Origin of the sequence: Bradyrhizobium sp. CB82 (assembly GCF_029714405.1) — a bacterium.
GTDB lineage: Bacteria > Pseudomonadota > Alphaproteobacteria > Rhizobiales > Xanthobacteraceae > Bradyrhizobium.
The window spans coordinates 116891-135770 of sequence record NZ_CP121650.1; the positions used below are offsets into that span (position 1 = coordinate 116891).

The 18880-nt window shown below is 64.2% G+C and carries 17 protein-coding genes and 1 tRNA gene; 2 read left to right on the forward strand and 16 right to left on the reverse strand.

Going from position 1 to position 18880, the window contains the following annotated elements:
• Positions 1–23 precede the first annotated feature (23 nt).
• Both QA640_RS00515 and QA640_RS00520 read right to left on the reverse strand, forming a co-directional pair.
• A complete protein-coding gene (locus QA640_RS00515; RefSeq protein WP_283038858.1) occupies positions 24–1154 on the reverse strand; it encodes a DUF5938 domain-containing protein in 1131 nt (376 codons plus the stop codon).
• Between the two features lie 36 nt (positions 1155–1190).
• Positions 1191–1994 (reverse strand): SDR family oxidoreductase, encoded by an 804-nt coding sequence (locus tag QA640_RS00520; protein ID WP_283038859.1) that lies wholly within the window; start codon positions 1992–1994, stop codon positions 1191–1193.
• 327 nt (positions 1995–2321) lie between these two features.
• On the opposite strand from QA640_RS00520, the gene QA640_RS00525 reads away from it, so the two are divergent.
• The gene (locus QA640_RS00525; RefSeq protein ID WP_283038860.1) at positions 2322–2960 is read left to right on the forward strand and encodes a TetR/AcrR family transcriptional regulator; all 639 of its coding nucleotides are present in this window, start codon (positions 2322–2324) and stop codon (positions 2958–2960) included.
• A gap of 107 nt (positions 2961–3067) precedes the next feature.
• Here QA640_RS00525 and ptsN read toward each other — a convergent pair whose 3' ends face one another.
• From ptsN to QA640_RS00580, 11 genes are all read right to left on the reverse strand, one after another.
• Positions 3068–3529: a PTS IIA-like nitrogen regulatory protein PtsN gene (gene ptsN / locus QA640_RS00530; protein WP_283038861.1), complete on the reverse strand. Its 462-nt coding sequence runs from the start codon at positions 3527–3529 to the stop codon at positions 3068–3070.
• A gap of 267 nt (positions 3530–3796) precedes the next feature.
• Positions 3797–4390, reverse strand: coding sequence for a ribosome-associated translation inhibitor RaiA (gene raiA, locus QA640_RS00535; RefSeq protein ID WP_283038862.1), 594 nt, complete (start codon positions 4388–4390; stop codon positions 3797–3799).
• Between the two features lie 82 nt (positions 4391–4472).
• On the reverse strand, positions 4473–6095 hold the full coding sequence (gene rpoN, locus QA640_RS00540; RefSeq protein ID WP_283038863.1) for an RNA polymerase factor sigma-54: 1623 nt from the start codon (positions 6093–6095) through the stop codon (positions 4473–4475).
• Between the two features lie 91 nt (positions 6096–6186).
• The gene (gene lptB, locus QA640_RS00545; RefSeq protein ID WP_283038864.1) at positions 6187–7167 is read right to left on the reverse strand and encodes an LPS export ABC transporter ATP-binding protein; all 981 of its coding nucleotides are present in this window, start codon (positions 7165–7167) and stop codon (positions 6187–6189) included.
• Between the two features lie 223 nt (positions 7168–7390).
• Complete coding sequence (locus QA640_RS00550; RefSeq protein ID WP_283038865.1) at positions 7391–8092, reverse strand: LptA/OstA family protein; 702 nt, start codon at positions 8090–8092, stop codon at positions 7391–7393.
• 5 nt (positions 8093–8097) lie between these two features.
• Positions 8098–8832 carry an LPS export ABC transporter periplasmic protein LptC gene (lptC, locus tag QA640_RS00555; protein ID WP_283038866.1) on the reverse strand — a complete coding sequence of 245 codons (735 nt, stop codon included), beginning with the start codon at positions 8830–8832 and terminating at the stop codon, positions 8098–8100.
• Positions 8833–9068: 236 nt separating this feature from the next.
• Positions 9069–9683, reverse strand: a complete 615-nt coding sequence (locus tag QA640_RS00560) for a ribonuclease D (RefSeq protein ID WP_283038867.1) — start codon at positions 9681–9683, stop codon at positions 9069–9071.
• Positions 9684–9798: 115 nt separating this feature from the next.
• Positions 9799–11139 carry a hypothetical protein gene (locus QA640_RS00565; RefSeq protein WP_283038868.1) on the reverse strand — a complete coding sequence of 447 codons (1341 nt, stop codon included), beginning with the start codon at positions 11137–11139 and terminating at the stop codon, positions 9799–9801.
• A 19-nt stretch (positions 11140–11158) separates the two neighbouring features.
• Positions 11159–12901 carry a DUF6798 domain-containing protein gene (locus tag QA640_RS00570; protein ID WP_283038869.1) on the reverse strand — a complete coding sequence of 581 codons (1743 nt, stop codon included), beginning with the start codon at positions 12899–12901 and terminating at the stop codon, positions 11159–11161.
• The gene (locus QA640_RS00575) at positions 12901–14238 is read right to left on the reverse strand and encodes a UbiA family prenyltransferase (protein WP_283038870.1); all 1338 of its coding nucleotides are present in this window, start codon (positions 14236–14238) and stop codon (positions 12901–12903) included. The genes QA640_RS00570 and QA640_RS00575 overlap by 1 nt, the downstream gene beginning before the upstream one ends.
• A gap of 237 nt (positions 14239–14475) precedes the next feature.
• Positions 14476–14562: transfer RNA gene (locus QA640_RS00580), tRNA-Leu, on the reverse strand.
• 138 nt (positions 14563–14700) lie between these two features.
• Between QA640_RS00580 and QA640_RS00585 the strand changes: the two genes are divergently transcribed.
• Entirely contained in the window at positions 14701–15666 is a 966-nt protein-coding gene (locus QA640_RS00585; protein WP_283038871.1) for a complex I NDUFA9 subunit family protein, read from the forward strand.
• A gap of 58 nt (positions 15667–15724) precedes the next feature.
• On the opposite strand, the gene QA640_RS00590 is transcribed toward QA640_RS00585, so the two are convergent.
• The 3 genes from QA640_RS00590 to QA640_RS00600 all read right to left on the reverse strand — a co-directional run bounded on the left by QA640_RS00590 (position 15725) and on the right by QA640_RS00600 (position 18812).
• Complete coding sequence (locus QA640_RS00590; protein WP_283038872.1) at positions 15725–16465, reverse strand: SDR family oxidoreductase; 741 nt, start codon at positions 16463–16465, stop codon at positions 15725–15727.
• Positions 16462–17799, reverse strand: a complete 1338-nt coding sequence (locus tag QA640_RS00595) for an FAD-binding oxidoreductase (RefSeq protein ID WP_283038873.1) — start codon at positions 17797–17799, stop codon at positions 16462–16464. Before QA640_RS00595 ends, QA640_RS00590 begins: the two co-directional genes overlap by 4 nt.
• A 206-nt stretch (positions 17800–18005) precedes the next feature.
• A complete protein-coding gene (locus tag QA640_RS00600) occupies positions 18006–18812 on the reverse strand; it encodes an undecaprenyl-diphosphate phosphatase (protein ID WP_283038874.1) in 807 nt (268 codons plus the stop codon).
• Positions 18813–18880: the final 68 nt, after the last annotated feature.

Sequence of the window (18880 nt, forward strand, 5' to 3'; positions counted from 1 at the left end):
GAACCGCGCCACCCACGATTTATCTAATCCTGCACGGTCAGAATCGGCTTGCTGACGAGCCCGAAGCTGCGCAATTGTCCGAGCAGCTCGCGATGGCCGAACGCCTGACAGCCGGAGGCGAAGCCCACGCGCTTGGGCGGCTGCTGCAGCAGATGCGCCGCGGCATAGGCCTGCAGCAAACCGGTCTGCTTGTAGTTGCTGTTGCCATAGATGATGCAGTGCGCGCGCCCCAACGGGCCGGAAGCATGCACCGAATCCATCGACTTGTTGACGCGCGGGTTCTCGCGCGGTGGCATGGTGTTCATCACGCCGGCCGCGGTCTGCGCCAGCGCGGCGTAGCGGTCGTCGGGGTTCATGTCCTTGGTCGCCTCCATCGCGGCGGCGACGATCTGCGGCACGCCCATCATCAGCGCGCGGTTGAACACGCCGCCCAGCACCTTCACGTTGGCCACGCGCGGATCGCGCTTGAACCACACCGGGTGCGAGGTACCGCCCCAGGGCAGCGCCAGCGCCAGCTCGTGCTGGCCGGGGATGGCGAGATTGTAGAGGCCGGCATCGGGCTGATGCTCGACATACTTGTTCTGCTCTAGGTAGTAGGCCTTGGCCATCGCGGCGTTGACCAGGATGGTCTGCGTCGAGGCGATGGTCGGACTCCCGCCCCAGAACACGGCGATGTCCAGCGTGTCGAGGCCGGGGGTCTCCAGGCACAGCTGCGCGGCGATCTCGCCGGTGGTATACATCTGCGCGATGCCCGGCGCGAGCAGCAGGCCGGCATTGGCGAACTTCGCGCCCCACTCCTGCTCGACGGTGATCAGCCAGTCCTGCTCGCCGGTCGTGTCGGTGTAGTGGCACTTGGAAGCCAGGCAGGCCTGGATCACCTCGCCGCCGAACTTGGCGAACGGGCCCACGGTGTTGAGCACCACCGAAGCGCCCTTGAACAGTTCAGTCAGCGCGGCCACGGTGTGCGGCACCGCCACCACCTCGTAGTCGGCGGTCTCGATGCCGGCCACGTTCGACGTCATCGCGGCGTTGAGCTTCTCGGCGCTGCGGCCGGCGGCGATGAAGGGGATGTTGTACTCGCGCAAATATTCGCAGACCAGCCGGCCGGTGTAGCCGGAAGCGCCATAGACGATGACGGGCTTCTTCTCGCTCATTGCGATCCTCCGAAATACTCGTTGTCGGCGTTGTCGTTACATGCCCATGCCGCCGTCGACCGGCAGGCCAATGCCGGTGATGAAGCGAGCATCATTCGAGCACAGGAACACCGCGGCATCGCCAATGTCGGTGACTTCAGCGAGCCGCCCGAGCGGGGTTTGCTCGACCACCGAGCCGACCGCAGCATTGACGTCAGGCGCAAGCCCGACCTGGACGATGTCGTTGGCGAGCTGCATGCCCATGTCGGTCGGTATCAAACCCGGATAGATGCAGTTGACGCGGATGCCATAGCCGAGCTTGCCGGCTTCCATCGCCGCGACCCGCGTCATGCGGTCGACCGCGGATTTCGTGCCGGAGTAGACCGCGATGCTCGGGAACGCGATGGTTGCGGCAACCGAGGCGATGTTGACAATCGCGCCGCCCTTTCCGGCGGGCCCGCCGGGCCGCATCGCGCGGAAGGCATGCTTCATGCCCAGCACGGTGCCGACGATATTGACGTCGCACATTCGCCGCGCGTCTTCAGCCTTGATCTCGCTGACCAGCGAGGTGATTTCGATGCCGGCATTGTTGATCAGGATGTCGTAGCCGCCGAGGGTCGCGATGGTCGCATCCGCCGCTCGCTCCCATTGAGCATCATCGGCGACATCGAGTTGGACGAATCCCGTCGCAACATCTTCCTTCGCGATCGCGGCTGCGCTGGCCCGGCCGGCATCCTCCAGGATATCGGCGATCATGATCGAGGCGCCGGCTCGCGCCAGCGCCTGTGCGATGGCCGCGCCGATCCCTCGGGCGCCGCCGGTGACCAGGGCTTTTCGACCTGCAAGGCTCTTCCCACCCATGGCTTGCTCCTCCGTTGCTGATGATTGATTCGTGCTGCCGCTGATCGCGGTCGTTCCGGCACTGCGCGTGCGCTGCCGTGGTCGCAATCCATGTCGACCGGCCGGGTCGACGTGCGCAGGCCTCGGGCCGCACCCGGCCAAACGTTCCTCCCTGATCACGCGTCTTGACGACTGTCCAAATTGTTGCCGCGAGCCTCCGCCAGAAACTTGACACTTGTCAAGATGGAATTTGACAGTCGTCTAAGGAAATGGTTGTGAGAGATGGAAGCCATGCCGCGGGCGTCGCGGTATAAGTCCTTGAAAGACCAAGACTGAGGAAGGAACGAAATGGCGCGGCAGATGACGGGGGCGGCCCAGCGCGTGGCTGACGCGGCCGAGATGCTGCGAGACGAGAAGTTCAACGCGCGACGCATCGAGCTTGCCGAGGCCGCGCTCGAAACGCTTGGAGAGCTTGGCTTCGCACGCACCAGCCTGCGCGAGATCGCGCAGAACTCGGCGTTCACGCACGGTGTGTTCCACTACTATTTCAGCGACAAGCTCGACCTGATCTGCTGCTGCGTGCGCCACTACAAGGCGAAGTGTGTGACGCGATATGACGAAGTCGTCACGACCGCAAGGAGCCGCGACGAATTGACGGAGGGTTTTCTCGCCAAGCTTGCGGCAACGCTGCAGAACGAAGCCCGCATGCACCGGCTCTGGTACGACCTGCGCTCGCAGGCGATGTTCGAGGCGGCGTTTCGCAAGGACGTGCTCGAGATCGACAAGAGCCTGGAGGCGATGATCTGGCGCATCACGTCCCGCTATGCCGAGCTCGGCGGCAAGCAGCCGGCGTCGTCGCCGGCCGCGCTCTATGCGCTGTTCGACGGCCTGTTCCAGAGCGCGCTGCTCAGGCACCTCGCGGGCGACAAGATGGCGATCCCCGATCTACTCGACGAAGTCCGCCGCCTGCTGCCGACGATCTGCTGAACCGTGCGAACGGCGCCCCTACACGCTGTCAGCGCGAATCAGGAATTCAAGCGGGCACCGTTACGCGACGGGCATGCCCGTTTTCATTCTACCGATTGGATTCGAAGTCACGCCGCCGTCGCGGGCGGCAGCGCCAGCACCGAATAGATCGCCTGGGCGTCGCGCGAGGCGCGCAGCTTCTTGGCGATGTCCTGGTCACGCAGAAGACGCGCGATGCGCGCCAGCGCCTTCAAATGATCGGCGCCCGCGCCTTCAGGTGCGAGCAGCAGGAAGACGAGGTCGACCGGCTGGCCGTCCATCGCCTCGAAATCGATGGGGCGATCGAGCCGCGCGAACAGGCCAAAAATCTTTTCCAGCTTGGGCAGCTTGCCGTGGGGAATCGCAACGCCGTAGCCGACCGCGGTTGTGCCGAGCTTCTCCCGCTGCAACAGCACCTCGAAGACCGAACGCTCGTTCTGCCCCGTGAGCGCGGCGGCCTTGGCAGCCAGTTCCTGCAAGGCCTGCTTCTTGCTGTTGACTTTCAATGCCGGGAGAATCGCCTCGGGTGCGACCAGATCGGTAATCGGCATGGAGCTTTCCGAGGTGAATTAAGACCGTCAGGTTCCGAATTGGCCAACTTGGAAGACCAGATTTGGCCGGCGTCAATAAGGTGAAGCAGGAGGCGGACTTAGCCCCCGGTCCTGATGTGGGGCGCTTCTACTCCAACGCAATCCCGGTGCCAACTCCCGCGAACGCCTTTTACCGTGGTCTTCCTTAAAGACAGGAGTCCTACGGGGGAAGGGGCGCGAGGCCCCAAATGGCCGGCGGGGCTGGCCGACGGACTTAGTTCCCGGAGTTTAGTTTCCGGACTTGGCCGCCGGCGGGTCGATCCAGCCGACATTGCCGTCCGGCCGGCGGTAAATGATGTTCACCCGGCCGCTCGAGCCATGCTGAAAGACCAGGCAGTGGGCGCCGCTGAGGTCGAGTTCCATGACGGCCTCGCTGACGGAGAGCTGCCTCAGCGAGGTGGTCGATTCCGCGATGATCACCGGGCTGTAGCCGGTGACCTCGTCCTCGCCCTCGCCGGGGGCCTCCAGCACGTAAGCAGTGGCGTCCAGCGCGGCCAGCGCGGCGGAGGCCGCAGCGGCCTTGCGGGCGGAGCGGTCCTTCAGCCGGCTCTTGTAGCGCTTGAGCCGCTTCTCGATCATCAGCAGCGCCTGGTCGGCGCTCGCATAGGCATCCGGCGCGTTCGAATCGGCTTCCAGCGTGATCCCCGAATCGAGGTGCAGCGCGCAATCGGTGCGGAAGCCGAACCCGTCCTTGCTCAACGTGATGTGGCCGGAATAATTGCCGTCAAAATATTTGCGCAAAACCTCGTCCGTGCGCTCGGCGACGCGGCCGCGGAGGGCTTCGCCGACGCTGATGCTCTTGCCCGAAATCCGGAGAGTCATGGTGATGCCTCGCTTGGTTGCTGCCTAGCTTGGATCGGTCGCGATGGGGGGTCGAGAGTAGCGCGATTTGAGGCGCGCGCAATCAGGCCGGCTCGGTGTTGCGGGAGCGATCGGACAGGGCAGTGGAGAGGACGTTACCAAGGGCGCTCTGCTTGTCGCGACGGCGTTGTACCGAAGAGGGAATGCGCATGGCTTCGCGGTACTTCGCAACCGTGCGCCGGGCGATATCAATGCCGGACGCACGCAACCGTTCCACGATCGTGTCGTCCGACAGGATTGCGGACGGCTCCTCCGAATCGATCAGCTGCTTGATGTGGTGGCGGACGGCTTCGGCGGAATGCGCTTCGCCGCCATCGGCCGACGCGATCGACGCCGTGAAGAAATACTTCAATTCAAAGATGCCGCGATTGGTCGCCATGTATTTGTTGGCGGTGACGCGCGACACCGTGGATTCATGCATCTGGATGGCGTCGGCAACCGCTTTCAGATTGAGCGGGCGCAGATGCGCGACCCCATGGGTGAAGAAGCCGTCCTGCTGGCGCACGATCTCGGTTGCAACCTTCAGGATGGTGCGGGCGCGCTGATCGAGCGCGCGCACGAGCCAGGTCGCGTTCTGCAAGGCATCGGTAAAATAGGATTTGTCGCCGTCCTTGCCGATCTTCTTCGACAGCTCGGAATAATAGGTCTGGTTCACGAGCACACGCGGCAAGGTGTCGCTGTTGAGCTCGACATGCCAGCCGCCGTCGGGACCCGGGCGGACATAGACGTCCGGGACCATGGTCTGGAGCCGCGCGGAGCCGAACTTCATGCCGGGCTTGGGATCGAGGCGGCGGATCTCGCCGATCATGTCGGCGATGTCCTCGTCGTCGACGCCGCAGAGCTTGCGCAAGGCCCCGATGTCGCGCTTGGCCAGGAGATCGAGATTCTCGACCAGCGCTTGCATCGCCGGATCGTAGCGGTCGAGCTCACGAAGCTGGATCGCCAGGCATTCGCTCAAGGAGCGAGCGCAAACGCCGGGAGGATCGAATTTTTGCAGCACCGCAAGAACGTCCGCGACCTCCCGCTGCGATGCACCAAGCCGTTCGGCGGCCTGGCCGAGATCCGGCGGCAGATAGACGGCCTCATCGACGAGGTCGATGAGGTATTGCCCGATCATGCGCTGCGCCGGCGCGCTGAACGCGACCGAAAGCTGTTCGGCGAGGTGGTCGGACAGCGTCGTCTCTGCCGCGACAAAAGCTTCGAGGTTGTAGTCCTCGTCACCGGAGGCGCCGCCGCCCCATTCGGTGTAGACGCTCGGCGCCGCATCCTGCGCATTGCGCGCCGCGGCTTCCGCAGGCTCTTCCGAAAAGACGTTGTCCAGCCCGGTATCCAGCGTCTGCTCGATCTCGGCGCGGGTGCCGAGATCCTTGCTCATCCACTCTTCCTGGCCCGGCTCGAAGGCTTCGCCTGAACCGCCGCCGGGTTCGTCGCCGTAGCGGCCGCCGGCATCGTCGCCATCGCTGAATTGGGCCGCCTCGGGCGGAGCATCGCTCGCCGGCTGCTCGTCATTGGCCCGTTCAAGCAGCGGATTGCGCTCGAGTTCCTCCTCAACGAAGGTCGTGAGATCGAGATTGGACAGCTGCAGCAGCTTGATCGCCTGCATCAGCTGCGGCGTCATCACCAGCGACTGCGACTGTCGGAACTCTAATCTCTGCGTCAGCGCCATAAAGCAAGAACCGTTCCCAAAAATTTGGTCCGATTTTTGCTTATCCTAGTCCGAGCCCGATGTACACGTCTTGACGAACGCAAAAATCGGGCTAGAGGCGGAACTCCTCGCCAAGGTAAAGACGGCGGACGTCCGGATCGTTGACGATCTCATCCGGGGTACCCTCGGTCAAGATTTCGCCGGCATAGACGATATAGGCGCGATCGGTGAGTCCGAGCGTCTCGCGCACATTGTGGTCGGTGATCAGCACGCCGATGCCACGGTTGGTGAGGTGGCGCACCAGGTCCTGGATGTCGCCGACGGCGATCGGATCGATGCCGGCGAAGGGCTCGTCGAGCAGCATGTAGTTCGGGCGCGTCGCCAGCGCGCGCGCGATCTCGACGCGGCGGCGCTCGCCACCGGACAGCGCGATCGACGGTGATTTTCGCAAGCGCGTGATGTTGAACTCGTCGAGCAGTGAGTCGAGCTGCTGCTCGCGCTTCTTGCGCGACGGCTCGACCACTTCGAGCACGGCGCGGATGTTCTGCTCGACGGTGAGGCCGCGGAAGATCGAGGCTTCCTGCGGTAGATAGCCGATGCCGAGCCGCGCGCGCTGATACATCGGCAGCTTCGTCACGTCATGGCCGTCAAGCTCGATCGCGCCACGATCGGCCTTGATCAGCCCGGTGATCATGTAAAACACGGTGGTCTTGCCGGCGCCGTTCGGACCGAGCAGGCCGACGGCTTCGCCGCGGCGCACATAGATGCTGACGCCGCGCACCACCTGGCGGCTGCCGAAGCTCTTCTCCACGCTATGCACAGCCAGGAAGCCCGGTCGTCGCAGGAGCTGCGGACCACCCGAGCCATTGGACCTGGTGGTCTGGACGGGTCTGGCGGGCTGGGGGCGCGGCCGCGGCGGCTCCTGCACCGGGATTGGCTGCTCGCGCGCAATCGGCGGGGCGTCCCGCACCGGGCTGGTCAGGAGACTGCCGACGCTGTCACCGAGCGTGGTGATGTCGTCGCGGAGGCGCGCAAATCCTGGCCGGCCGCGTTTGGCGGGGCGCCGACGGAACATGCTGAATAAATCGACCATCCCCGCTGTCTCAAGCCTTTCACGACGATCCTGCACGGTGATCCCGCGCTCTGCCGCACCGGCGCGATTCGCCGGCACAGCATGAGTGAAAGGGTGTGTCTTGCCCAGAGAACACCCTCGATCCGTTTCGGCGGATCTCGCTGCCGAGCCCGCCCGGGTAGATACAGTCTTGTCGGGCAGGCTTCAACCTCGCTCCGACAGCACAAGATGTAAGCTGCTGAAACTACTTCGGTTTGCTTGCACCCGGCAGCGCCAAAGGCGGGCCAGCGCCGGGCTTGGCCGGGCCGCAATCGCCGCCGCCGCCCTGCGGGAGCAGGGCCTGCACCTTGCCGCTGTCGGATTCCACGCGGGACACGCCGGTGGTCATGTCGACCATCAACCGGTCGCCGCGCAGCACGTTCTTGCATTGGGTGAGGACCACGCCGCCCAGCATCGTGATCAGATTGGTCTTGGTATCGAAGATGGCGGTCTCGCCGGTCACCACCTGGTCCTTCTGGGTGACCACGACATTGCCGCGGGCTTCCAGACGTTTGATCGAGGAGCTGCCGCCCGGCCCCGGCGTTGCCGACTGCATCGAGGCTGACTTGGCGTTTTTCGCCGGCTGCGGCGCCGGCTGTCCCGAATTCGAGCCGCTCGATTCGTAGAACACGACCAGCGTCTTCGAGGTCATGGTGGTGTCGCCCTGGATGACCTTCACGTTTCCGGCGAAGGTCGCCTCCTTCTTCTTGTCCCGCATCTCCAGCGAGGCGGCCTCGATCTGGATCGGCTGGTCGCGGTTCTGCGAAAACCCCTGCATCGCGTTGGGCACGCCCTGCATGGTGCTTTGCGCATGCGCGACGGCAATCAACGCCCCTCCAAGCGCGAGGGCGCCGGCGCTGAACGCAAGGTTTCGGGAAAAACCGTTGCGCAAAAAATGCTTCGTCATCGAGGTCATCTTGAAGTCGCAGACTTGTTTTGGAGGACGCGCGTTTTCGGCGGCGGCGCGGGCTCGACGGGCACTTGCGGGGCGGCAACCGGCTCGTCGGTGCTGAGCTTGTCGAGGTACATCACGACGTTGCCCTCGAAGCGGATGACGTCGCCGCCCTCCATGATCTTCAGGCGGTCGGAGGACAGGGTACCGTTGGTCAGCTTGACGTCGACATGTTCATCCGAGGTGACCGTGTTGTTGACCATGTCGACGAAGGCCTGGCTGAGATGGGCTTCATAACCAGTCGAGGTGGTGAGCACGATGTTCTTGCGAAGATCGAGCTGCTGTTGCTTGTTGTCGAAGTATCCGTTGAGGGCATCGAGGAACACGGTCGATTGATCCTGCATCAGGAGCTTGGCCCTGAGCTTGTGCAAATCGACATGGTCGGGATCTCTGATGTCCTGGGTCGCCGTCTTGGCCCAGAGCTCATAGGGTCGCTGGTCGGGCGTGTAGCCCGACAGGTGCGGGGTTTCCATGGTGATCTTGGTGCCGGAGACCACCAGATTTCCGGGATCGAAAGCCACTTCCTTCGTGGTCCGGAACTTGTTGAAGGCCGAGACGAAGACGATCATGGCCATCGCCACGACGACCGTCACCGGCACGGCGATGCGCAGAATGTGGACCAGCCGGCTGTGACGCGCCGCTGCCGCGAAGCGCGCCTCCAGGGCATCATAGGCTGGGGTCTGGACCGAATTCACCGCTGCTCCGGGGTGTCTGTTGACGCCCGATTGTATCCGGCGCCGCCGGAATATGCAGCCCGCGACAGGCTGTTACGACTGTGTCCGAAACAGGGCGGCCGGCTTCTCCCTCTCCCGCTTGCGGGAGAGGGCCGGGGTTTGGGTGCCTCCACGGGAGAGACCGCCCAAGGGGAGAGAGCCCCACCCGCCGCGCTTCGCGCGTCGACCTCCCCCGCAAGCTGGAGAGGTAAAACACCTCAGGAATGCGCAAAAATGTCCTCGGCCTCCCAGCCCTGCAAATCGAGCTTCGCCCGCGTCGGCAGGAACTCGAAGCAGGCCTGAGCCAGATCGGTGCGGCCCTCCCGCACCAGCATGGCATCCAGCCGTTCGCGTAGCGCATGCAGGTGCAGGACGTCGGAGGCGGCGTAGGCGAGCTGCGGCTCGCTCAGGCTGTCCGCGCCCCAATCGCTCGATTGCTGCTGCTTGGACAGGTCGACGTTGAGCACCTCGCGGACGAGGTCCTTGAGGCCGTGGCGATCGGTGTAGGTGCGGGTCAGGCGCGAGGCGATCTTGGTGCAGTAGAGTGGCGTCGTCATCACGCCGAAGGCCTCGTACAGCACGGCGATATCGAACCGCGCGAAATGGAAGATCTTCGTGACGGAGGGATTGGCGAGCAGCGCCTTCAGGTTCGGCGCGTCGGTGTGCCCCTTGGGGATCTGAACAACGTCGGCGCTGCCATCGCCCGGCGAGAGCTGCACGACGCACAGCCGGTCGCGATGCGGGTTCAGGCCCATGGTCTCGGTATCGATCGCGACCGACCCGGTGTAGCGGGACAGGTCCGGCAGATCGCCGCGATGCAGGCGTACGGTCATGGCGTTTCAAACCTCAGTCAAATCGATGCCCTCGCACGAGGCTAATGCCCGGAACTGGAACTGGCGAGGGCCGGCTGGCGGTGTATCCGTTGGCAGATATCCGCGCAAGCTGACCTCAGGAACTATAGAACTTGCGAAAATCAGCCAGGAAGACCCAGAAGCATAGCAGCGCTGCGACGAGCTGAAGGAAGCTGCCTTCGATGGCGCCGCCGGAGATGGATACCGAGGTTGGAATGAGGATTGCGACCGTCAGGACGGCCGTGATGGCCATGGCTGGAAGATCGACGACGAGAACAGCGGCATAGATCGCCAGTTCAAAGAAGGCATATTCCTTGAGCCGCGGCGAACAGAGATAGAGCGCGTACATTGCGAGAACCGTGATGCGCGCCGCCTCGCGGGGATGATCGATCAGCCATTGGTCGATCCTGTCCGCAATCCAGCCGGTTTCGGCCTGACCCCCGATTGCGCGAGACACCGACACGGCGAATGGCGCCAGCACCAGCGCGATCGCCGCAAGACCATAGAGGGCGAAGACGATCGGTCCGCTGTCCGCCAGCCCCCAATGCCTTGCCAGGCCCTGGACGAGAATGAAGAGCGAGGGATTCATCCTGTCCTGGGCAACGCCAAGTTGCCCGGGAATCTGACCGGAGATTGCGCGGAGCCAGCTTCCGAAGAGGTCCGCGTAAAACACCATCGAAATCAGGATTGGCAAGATGAACATGCCGACCGCGGCGGCGATCAGGATGAGTTTGCGAAAACGCGGCTGCGGCAGGAAGTAGAGTGAGGCAAGGACCGGACAGAAGACCAGCTTGAATGAAGTCACGAGGCCAAGCATGGCGGCGCCAAGCAAGCGCAGCATGAAACTCGTCTTGTCTTCCTCTTCAAGGAGACTGCCACCGAGCAGGAGCGCCAGCGCAACCGCCGTCAGCAAGCCGGTCAGAATCGAAAAATTTCCGGAAGCCAGTGTCCATTCGAAACCGACGAACGCTCCGAGGGCACAAAGTACTCTGAAACATGTGTCGCGCAGGCCCGCACGGGGCGCGCCAAGACCGGGCAACAGCAGTCCGCAGAGAATGGCAAGGACGAGATAGACGGCCCTGTGATGATCGACGAGTAGTCCCGCGGAGCACAAGGGCCGGAAGAGATCCAATGTCACCGGCAGATAGGGGTACGCGAACGTCGTGTCCCGCAGATTGTTGATGATGTAGGGGTCAAGCCCCTCCATATTGGCCTCGACCGCGGCGCAGTTCACGTGAAGATCCCACCCGAGTGCCCCACTCGAATTGCCATCGACGACGAAGCTTGCAAGGACCAGGATGGCGAGGAGCGCAGCAAAGCCCATCAGCCAGGCGCTCGGCAGTTGACCGAGACCGCCACCGGGATGCGACAGGGCGAGCTCAACCTTCCCGACTGACGTCCCCGTCGAGTTCGGCCGCTGTGCGTTCTCCTTGGCCATGTGGAGCGCCCCGGCGCCTTCAGAGCCCCGCAGCCTGGCGTTTGGCGGCGGACACGCAGAGATGCGCGGTGCGGAAGAGCACATCGCCTGCGTCCTGAGACGGCATCGTATCGCAGATCTCGACAACGTAGCCGATGCCCTTGCGCGCGGCGTAGCCGAGCCGCGACGCGTGATCGTTCGCGGCAGCCGTCTCGGTCATCCTCTCATGCCAGACCGAATAGTAGGATGGCGTCCACATCGCGGCCGCTCCGCGCTTGTAGTCGACCCAGACCCGGCGGTGCGAGACGAATTCGAAATTGCCCGCCCGCGACAGGGCGATGTCCGTGATGGAAGGCGAGGGCTCCGCCTCGATGTTGGGTCTCGGCGGCACGATGAAGGTTGCGCTTGTTGGCGTCGATGTACGCGCCCAGCTGCCCACATCCGCCCATTCCCGGGCCGCCGCGGAATAAGCCCGATCGAACACGAAATAATGCCAGGCACACACCGGAAACAGCACGCCTCCAGCCATCGCAAGCATCCCGTAACCCAGCTTGCGACGATAGGGAGGCAGGGCTTCCGTCGCTGCGTGGATCCGTCGGGTTGCCAGGATGATTGGCATGGCAGCCAGAAATGCAACGTCGCCCAGATAGAGCGTCAATACGACCGCGCAGCCGGGTAAAAACAGCGCAGAACTGTCACGACGCAACCAGCTCGTGGCCAGGGCCGCAACGGCAAGCCCGGCCAACAGATGAATGATCGTCCCCGAGCGAAGAAGCTGAATGTTGAGGAGGAAGGGTGACGTGCTGAAGGATGGCACCACGACGCCAAGCAGATAGAGGACGATCGCCCCGAGATAGGCCGCCTGCAGCTCGCGAGCCGTTGGCCCGAACCAGTACAGCGCGATTGCACCGAGGGCAGCGACCTCAAACATCCCGAGGATGCTGGAAGGCGCGATCGAGTCGATCAGGGAATGGCCGGCAAAATATTCGCGGAGATAAACAGCATAATCGACGCCAAGCGACTTTCCGAGCTCGGGATTGGTCAGGATCGCATGGAGCACCGGAAACATGATCGGCGCGCTGATCACAGCGCCGATCGCCGTCCGCACGCAGATCGCACCGAGGCTCGTTTCCTTCTTGATCAGGAGACAAACGGCGATCAGCGCCAGCAACGGCGCGAGCCAGATCGCCATGAACGCGTTGACGAAGAACGTTATTCCCAACGCCACGGTCGCCGCCGTGAACCGCCCTCGCGCCGCGAAATAGATCCCCAGCAGAATCGTGCCATTGGCGATCTCCGAATGCGTGAAATAGTTGATGAACAGGCCACCGGTGCCGGCCGGGCTGTAGCCGAAAAGCAGCGGCATCGAGCAGACGAGCAGCGTGAACACGATCCTGTCGCGCCGATCGGTGATGCCAAGCAGCGAAGCGCAGCACAGGAAGCCAAGGACAGAGATCAGCCTGGACAGAAAATTCAGGGCAAAGAAGATCTGCTCGGTGTGGCCGAGATATTTCTGGGTATCCCCGAGCACGATCCATATGCCGGACGCGAAGTAGCGCATCGACTGGATGAACACATCGTCCTGGTATTGGGGCTCATTGTAGAGCCCGGCGACGATCGGGAGGTGGAAGATGTTGTTTTCCACGCCGAAGACAAATCCGCTTGTAAGGATCGACAGCAGCGAGCCGGCCACGGCAATCGTTAGCGCCTCGATGAAGGGAGCGGGAAGGCTCGTAGCGCGCTCCCGCCGGTCGATAGGCATGCTCAGACTTGTCTCGGTCATCAGATCGCTGCCAGCATGATAGAGATCATCGCCACCACGGTGATGCGGCTGGCGTTGTCCTTGAAGGTGTAGAGGATCGGGTCGTCCGGCATCTCGCGGCGATGCGCCATCATCAGCGCGCGGCCGAACCAGTAGAGCAGGAGCGGATTGAGCAGCCACAGCATCCAGGGACGGCTGTAGAGCGACATCACCGCCGAGGACGAGACGTAGAGCGAGAAGACGATCACCGCGTTCATGCCGCTCGCCGCCGCCATCGCGGCAATGACCTGGAGGTCGCCGATCCTGTAATCGCGGTTGGCGGGATCGGAAAGGCCTGCGCCCTGACGCAGCGTCAACTCGCTGAAGCGCTTGATCAGCGCCAGCGAAGTGAACACGAACAGCGAGAACATCAAGAGCCATTCGGACAGCACCACGCCGACACCGACGGCGCCGGCGACGATGCGCAAGCTGTAGAGGCCGGCGAGCGTGACGACGTCGAGCAGCATCTTCTTCTTCAGGAACAGCGAGTAGGCGACCGTGGTGACGAGATAGCCGGTGAGGACGGCGACGAAGATGCCGGAGATGCACAGGCTGGCGGCGAGGGCGCTGAGCCACAGCAGCGGTATGGCGACCAGCGCCGATGCGATCGGCAGGTCGCCGGCCGCGAGCGGACGATGCCGCTTTGTCGGATGCTGCCGGTCGGCCGCGAGGTCGAGCAGGTCGTTCATCAGATAGGCGCCCGACGCGCAGGCCGAGAACGCCAGGAACGCCAGCAGCGCCGCGCCCAGCGCCGATGGGCTCATCTGATGCGCCGTGACCAGGGGAACGAACACCAGCGAGTTCTTGGCGTATTGATAGACGCGCAGCGCCCGCAGCCAAATTCGCCAACCGACCTGACGGCTGGCCCGCTGGTCGGCGATGTGACCGGTGGATCGCGGGTCGAACGGCGGCGCAGCCCCATCGCCTGCGGCGAGATCCGCCGACGTCACCACACCATCGAAGCCGAGATGCGCCGCGATCGCCGCGGCGTGGGCCTCGAAGCGGCCGGCGGCGAGATAGATCCGCTCGCCCCGCGCCCGCGCCGCCAGCGCGCGGTTGAGCACGTCGGCATCATAGGGAAGATGGGCGTAGTCGATCTTGGCGCGCGCCAGAATGTCCGTGAGCGGCGCCATGCCCGCCTGTCCGCCCGCGCCGAAGCGGGCCAGCATCCGGCCGGGCCTGCTGAACAGCGCCTCCAGCAGCAGGTTCGAGCGCAGCAGCGCGCCCTCGAGGTCAATGACGAGCGCGCGCGGCGACGCCGAAAGAGACGGTAACGGCTCCGATCCGGCGAGATCGCGCTGCCATTGGGGCTGCTCCATTCGAATACGCGCTCTTGACTGATTGGCATGGCCGGCCAGAGGCCGGGGAGCAGGGAAATGGACGGCAAAACCGTAATTTCCAAACGCTAAGGACGGCTTAATCGGAGCGGAGAAGGTAGGGCGGGATTTCTGGGATCAGGAACCGGCCGAAATGGTTCGGCGCGAGGCAGCCCTTCGGACCCATGGCAGCGCCCAGGCCTCGATTCGGCCGTCACATCAGGGAGCTACCGAGAAAAATGGTGCCCAGGAAAGGACTCGAACCTTCACGGCCGTGAAGCCACTGGCACCTGAAGCCAGCGCGTCTACCAATTCCGCCACCTGGGCATGCCGGTTAGGCACGGGGGCGGTTACTACGGATCGATGACGCGCTTGTCAAATCGAACGTGGCGAGCCGATTGCGCATCGCAAACCGGCCCGATACAAGCCTGCCTCAGGTATAGCCTTCGGCAGGAACGGACCCCCATGGCATCGAATCTCGACACCCTCGTCACGGTTTTCGGCGGATCGGGGTTTTTGGGCAGAAACGTCGTCCGCGCGCTGTGCAAGCGCGACTACCGCGTCCGGGTCGCGGTGCGGCGGCCGGAGCTCGCCGGCTTTCTCCAGCCCTCGGGCAGGGTCGGGCAGGTCCACACCGTGCAGGCCAATCTGCGCTATCCGGCCTCGGTCGAGGCGGCGCTGCGTGATTCGCGTGCCGTGATCAACCTGGTCGGCATCCTCGCCGAGAGCGGCGGGCAGACTTTTGATGCCGTTCAGGCCAAGGGCGCCGAGACCGTCGCCAAGGCCGCAGCCGCGGCCGGCGCTTCCCTCGTGCACGTCTCCGCGATCGGCGCCGACGAGCAGTCGGCCTCGCGCTATGCCCGCGCCAAGGCGCTCGGCGAAAAGGCGGTGCTGGCCGCGGTGCCCTCAGCCACGATTTTCCGTCCCTCGGTGGTGTTTGGCCCTGAGGACCAGTTCACGAACCGCTTTGCGGCGCTGGCGCGGATGTCGCCGGTGCTGCCGCTGATCGGCGGTGAGACGAAGATGCAGCCGGTCTATGTCCGGGACGTCGCGACCGCGATTGCCGATGCCGTCGACGGCAAGGCCAAGGCGGGTGCGACCTACGAGCTCGGCGGGCCGGAAGTTCTGACCATGCGCGAGATCATCGAGGCCATCCTGGCGATCACGAATCGCAAGCGGATGCTCGTGCCGCTGCCGTTCGGACTGGCGCGCTTCCAGGCCAACTTCCTGCAATTCGCGCCGGGCGCGTTCAAGCTGACGCCGGACCAGGTGACGCTGCTCGAGAAGAACAATGTGGTCTCGGAGGCCGCGAAGGGGGCCGGCCTGACGCTGGAAGGCCTCGGCATCGCGCCGGATTCGCTCGAAGGCATCGCCCCGCAATATCTCTGGCGCTTCCGCCCCGCCGGGCAGTTCCAGCGCAAGGACGCGTAAGGGTTTCACCTCTCCCGCTTGCGGGCGAGGGAGCGCAGTCCCGACGCGGTAACACCCTTCAAAACTTCAGCTTCTTGAAGACGGCTTCGGGCAGCGCCTTGATGATGAGCATCACGAGGCGCCATTTGCCGCTGACATAGACGACGTCGGTCCGGCGCTCGACAGCGCCAAAGATGGCATCGCCGACCACGGGCGCCTCCACGGTCAACGGGCCGATCAGCTTCATGCCCTCGGTCATCCTGGTGCGGACGAAGCCCGGCTTCACGGTCACGACGTGAACTCCGCCGCGGCTCGTGCGGGCGCGCAGGCCTGACAGGAACGCGGAAAATCCGGCCTTGGCGGAGCCGTAGACGTAGTTCGAGGCGCGGCCGCGGTCGCCCGCGACCGAGGACACCCCGACGATCGAGCCACTGCCGCGCGCCAAGAATTTTTCGGCGAACAGGCCGAGGATCAGCGCAGGGCCTTCGTAGTTCGAGCGCATGATCGTCGCCGCATGCTCGAGCTCGCGCTCTGCCGTCTGCTGCGAGCCCAGAAGGCCGACGATCGAGACGACGACATCGGGCAGCGCCGGAAGCCCAGCCACGAAGTCGACGAACGATGCGGTGTCCAGCACGTCGAAGCGATGGGTGCTGGCATTGATGTCGTAGCGCGCGTGCAGGTCGGCGGCATCGGGCTCCAGCGCGACCGCCTCGCGGCCCGCGAGCTGAACATCCCAGCCGGCCTTGGCAAAACTGCGCGCCGTGGCGCGTCCGATATCGGAGCTGCCCCCTAACACCAGTACGATCTTGCGAGAGTTCACGGCCGCACCTCATCAAACAAACGCTGCGAAAGCTTTGAGCGGATTTTCCCGGTTGGATCGAGCGATGCCCGGATCTCCTTGAAGCGCTGCAGGGCCGGATAGCCGGCCTCGAAGGTGGCGCGCGATTGACGCGCGTCCTTCGCCAGATAAAGCCGGCCACCGGCTGCGACGACGAGACGGTCGATCTCGTCGACGAAATTCATGATGCTTCCGGTCACCGGGAAATCCAGCGCCAGCGTGTAGCCGGGCATCGGAAACGACATCAGGCCGTCGCCCTGGCCAAGCTTCTTGAGCACGGTGAGGAACGAGGCGTCGCCGCGCCGGGAGACGCGATCGAGGATGTCGCCGAGCACGGCAAGCGCACCATCCTGCGGGATCACGCATTGATGCTGGAGGAAGCCGCGCCGGCCGTAGATGCGATTCCAGGCGCCGACGCCGTCGAGTGGAAAGAAATAGGGAAAGATCGAGACCAGGTGACTGCCGCCGGCGCGGCGCGCACCCATGCGATAATAGAGCTCGTTGAAGGCGCGGACGCTGAAGCGATTCAGCGTCATCGACGGCAGGTCGATGGGCACGGTGAGCCTCGGATCGCGCCCGCGGGGAAAGGCCTCGGTACCATCAGACAGCTCGCTGGCACGGGCATGCTCGCCGAGATAGATCAGCGAGCGGCCGAGATCGCTGCCGCGTGCCACGCAATCGATCCACGCCACTGAGTAGGTCGCGGAGTCGCCGGCATCGAGCGCGCGCATCGCCGCATGCAAATCGGACGCCGAGATTACCCGCTCGCGGATCCAGCCGGTCTCGACCGGCCTCAGCCTGAGCGTCGCCTCGAGGATCACACCGGTCAGGCCCATGCCGCCGATGGTGGCGAGAAAGACCTCCGGATTCGCTTCGTGCGAGACCTCGATGGTCTCGCCGGTACCGGTGCGCAGCAGAATGCTGTCGACATAGCGGCCGAAGCCGCCTTCGCAATGATGGTTCTTGCCGTGCACGTCGGCAGCGATGGCGCCGCCGACCGAGACGAAGCGGGTCCCAGGCACGACGTAAGGCAGAAAGCCGCGCGGGCCAAACGTGTCGATCAAATCCGACAGCAGCACGCCGGCCTCCAGGCGAACACGCCCGGTCGCTGGATCGAACGACCTGACGCGGTCGAAGCCCGTCATGGCAATGGTCTGGCTGACGCCGATGCCGGCGTCGCCATAGGCGCGGCCGTTGCCACGCGCGATGCCGCCGGAGGTCGCGGCGATGGCATCGCCGACCGCATCGAACGATCGCGGGGTCAGGAGGTCGGTATCGACGGCCGGGAAACGTCCCCAGCCGCAGATCAGCGCCATGTTCAGCTCCTTCGCGGGGGCCTTGCCCCGGCTGTCAGGAAACTGCCTACCGCCCAAACACTTACATTACGTTGAGAAGAGCCTCAATGTTTGAGCATGATCTCCGCGCGGACGCGTTCCGCGTTTGTCGCGAGAAAACTGGTTCACACTTTGCGCGAACGCGGCCCCTTCGGGTCCGGATCATGCCCGCGCGATTGCGGACGGAATTACCGTCCCAGCGCCAGCGCGATCAGGCCGAGCGAGCCGACGATGACGCGCCACCAGGCGAACAGCGTAAAGCCGTGGCGCGTGACGTATTCCAGGAAGCTCTTGACCACGATGATCGCGGTCACGAACGATACCGCGAAGCCGATCGCGACGATGCCCATGTGATCCATCGTCATCTCGGCGCGGCTCTTGTAGAAGTCATAGGCGAACGCGCCGATCATGGTGGGGATGGCGAGGAAGAACGAGAATTCCGCCGCCGCGCGCTTGTCCGCCCCGAGCAGCATCGCGGCGACGATGCTGGCGCCCGAGCGCGACACGCCGGGAATCATCGCCAGGCATTGCGCGACGCCGATCAACAGATAGGTCGGAAGCGGGAAGCGCGTCGCATCATGCTCGCGCGGCTTGAGGTCGAGCTGGTCGACCCAGAGCAGGATGGCGCCGCCGACGATCAGCGTGAAGCACACCACCCAGGGATTGAACAGCATGCTCTTGATGTATTTGCCGGCGATGAGGCCGACGATGACGGCGGGGAGGAACGCGACCAGCACGCCGATCACGAAGCGGCGCGCATAGGCATCGCCCGAGAACATGCCGATCGCGACATCCCACAGCTTCTTGAAGTAGAGCCCCACGATCGCGAGGATCGCGCCGAGCTGAATCAGGACCGTGAAAGAGTCCCAGAACGCGCCTTCACCGAGACCGAAAAAGCGCTCGGCGAGCAGCAGATGTCCGGTGGAGGAAACGGGAAGGAACTCGGTCACACCCTCGATGATGCCGAGGATCACTGCCCGTATCGTGTCTGACATATTTACGGTCCATTTCGGCTGGAAAAGCGAGGCTCTTCTCGCCTATTCGTCCCTCTGCCGCAATCGCT

Bases quoted from the DNA above. Each gene is read 5' to 3' on its own strand.
- QA640_RS00515 (WP_283038858.1), bottom strand. From the start codon at position 1,154: ATGAGCGAGAAGAAGCCCGTCATCGTCTATGGCGCTTCCGGCTACACC.
- QA640_RS00520 (WP_283038859.1), bottom strand. From the start codon at position 1,994: ATGGGTGGGAAGAGCCTTGCAGGTCGAAAAGCCCTGGTCACCGGCGGC.
- QA640_RS00525 (WP_283038860.1), top strand. From the start codon at position 2,322: ATGGCGCGGCAGATGACGGGGGCGGCCCAGCGCGTGGCTGACGCGGCC.
- ptsN (WP_283038861.1), bottom strand. From the start codon at position 3,529: ATGCCGATTACCGATCTGGTCGCACCCGAGGCGATTCTCCCGGCATTG.
- raiA (WP_283038862.1), bottom strand. From the start codon at position 4,390: ATGACTCTCCGGATTTCGGGCAAGAGCATCAGCGTCGGCGAAGCCCTC.
- rpoN (WP_283038863.1), bottom strand. From the start codon at position 6,095: ATGGCGCTGACGCAGAGATTAGAGTTCCGACAGTCGCAGTCGCTGGTG.
- lptB (WP_283038864.1), bottom strand. From the start codon at position 7,167: ATGGTCGATTTATTCAGCATGTTCCGTCGGCGCCCCGCCAAACGCGGC.
- QA640_RS00550 (WP_283038865.1), bottom strand. From the start codon at position 8,092: ATGACGAAGCATTTTTTGCGCAACGGTTTTTCCCGAAACCTTGCGTTC.
- QA640_RS00560 (WP_283038867.1), bottom strand. From the start codon at position 9,683: ATGACCGTACGCCTGCATCGCGGCGATCTGCCGGACCTGTCCCGCTAC.
- QA640_RS00565 (WP_283038868.1), bottom strand. From the start codon at position 11,139: ATGGCCAAGGAGAACGCACAGCGGCCGAACTCGACGGGGACGTCAGTC.
- QA640_RS00570 (WP_283038869.1), bottom strand. From the start codon at position 12,901: ATGACCGAGACAAGTCTGAGCATGCCTATCGACCGGCGGGAGCGCGCT.
- QA640_RS00575 (WP_283038870.1), bottom strand. From the start codon at position 14,238: ATGGAGCAGCCCCAATGGCAGCGCGATCTCGCCGGATCGGAGCCGTTA.
- QA640_RS00585 (WP_283038871.1), top strand. From the start codon at position 14,701: ATGGCATCGAATCTCGACACCCTCGTCACGGTTTTCGGCGGATCGGGG.
- QA640_RS00595 (WP_283038873.1), bottom strand. From the start codon at position 17,799: ATGGCGCTGATCTGCGGCTGGGGACGTTTCCCGGCCGTCGATACCGAC.
- QA640_RS00600 (WP_283038874.1), bottom strand. From the start codon at position 18,812: ATGTCAGACACGATACGGGCAGTGATCCTCGGCATCATCGAGGGTGTG.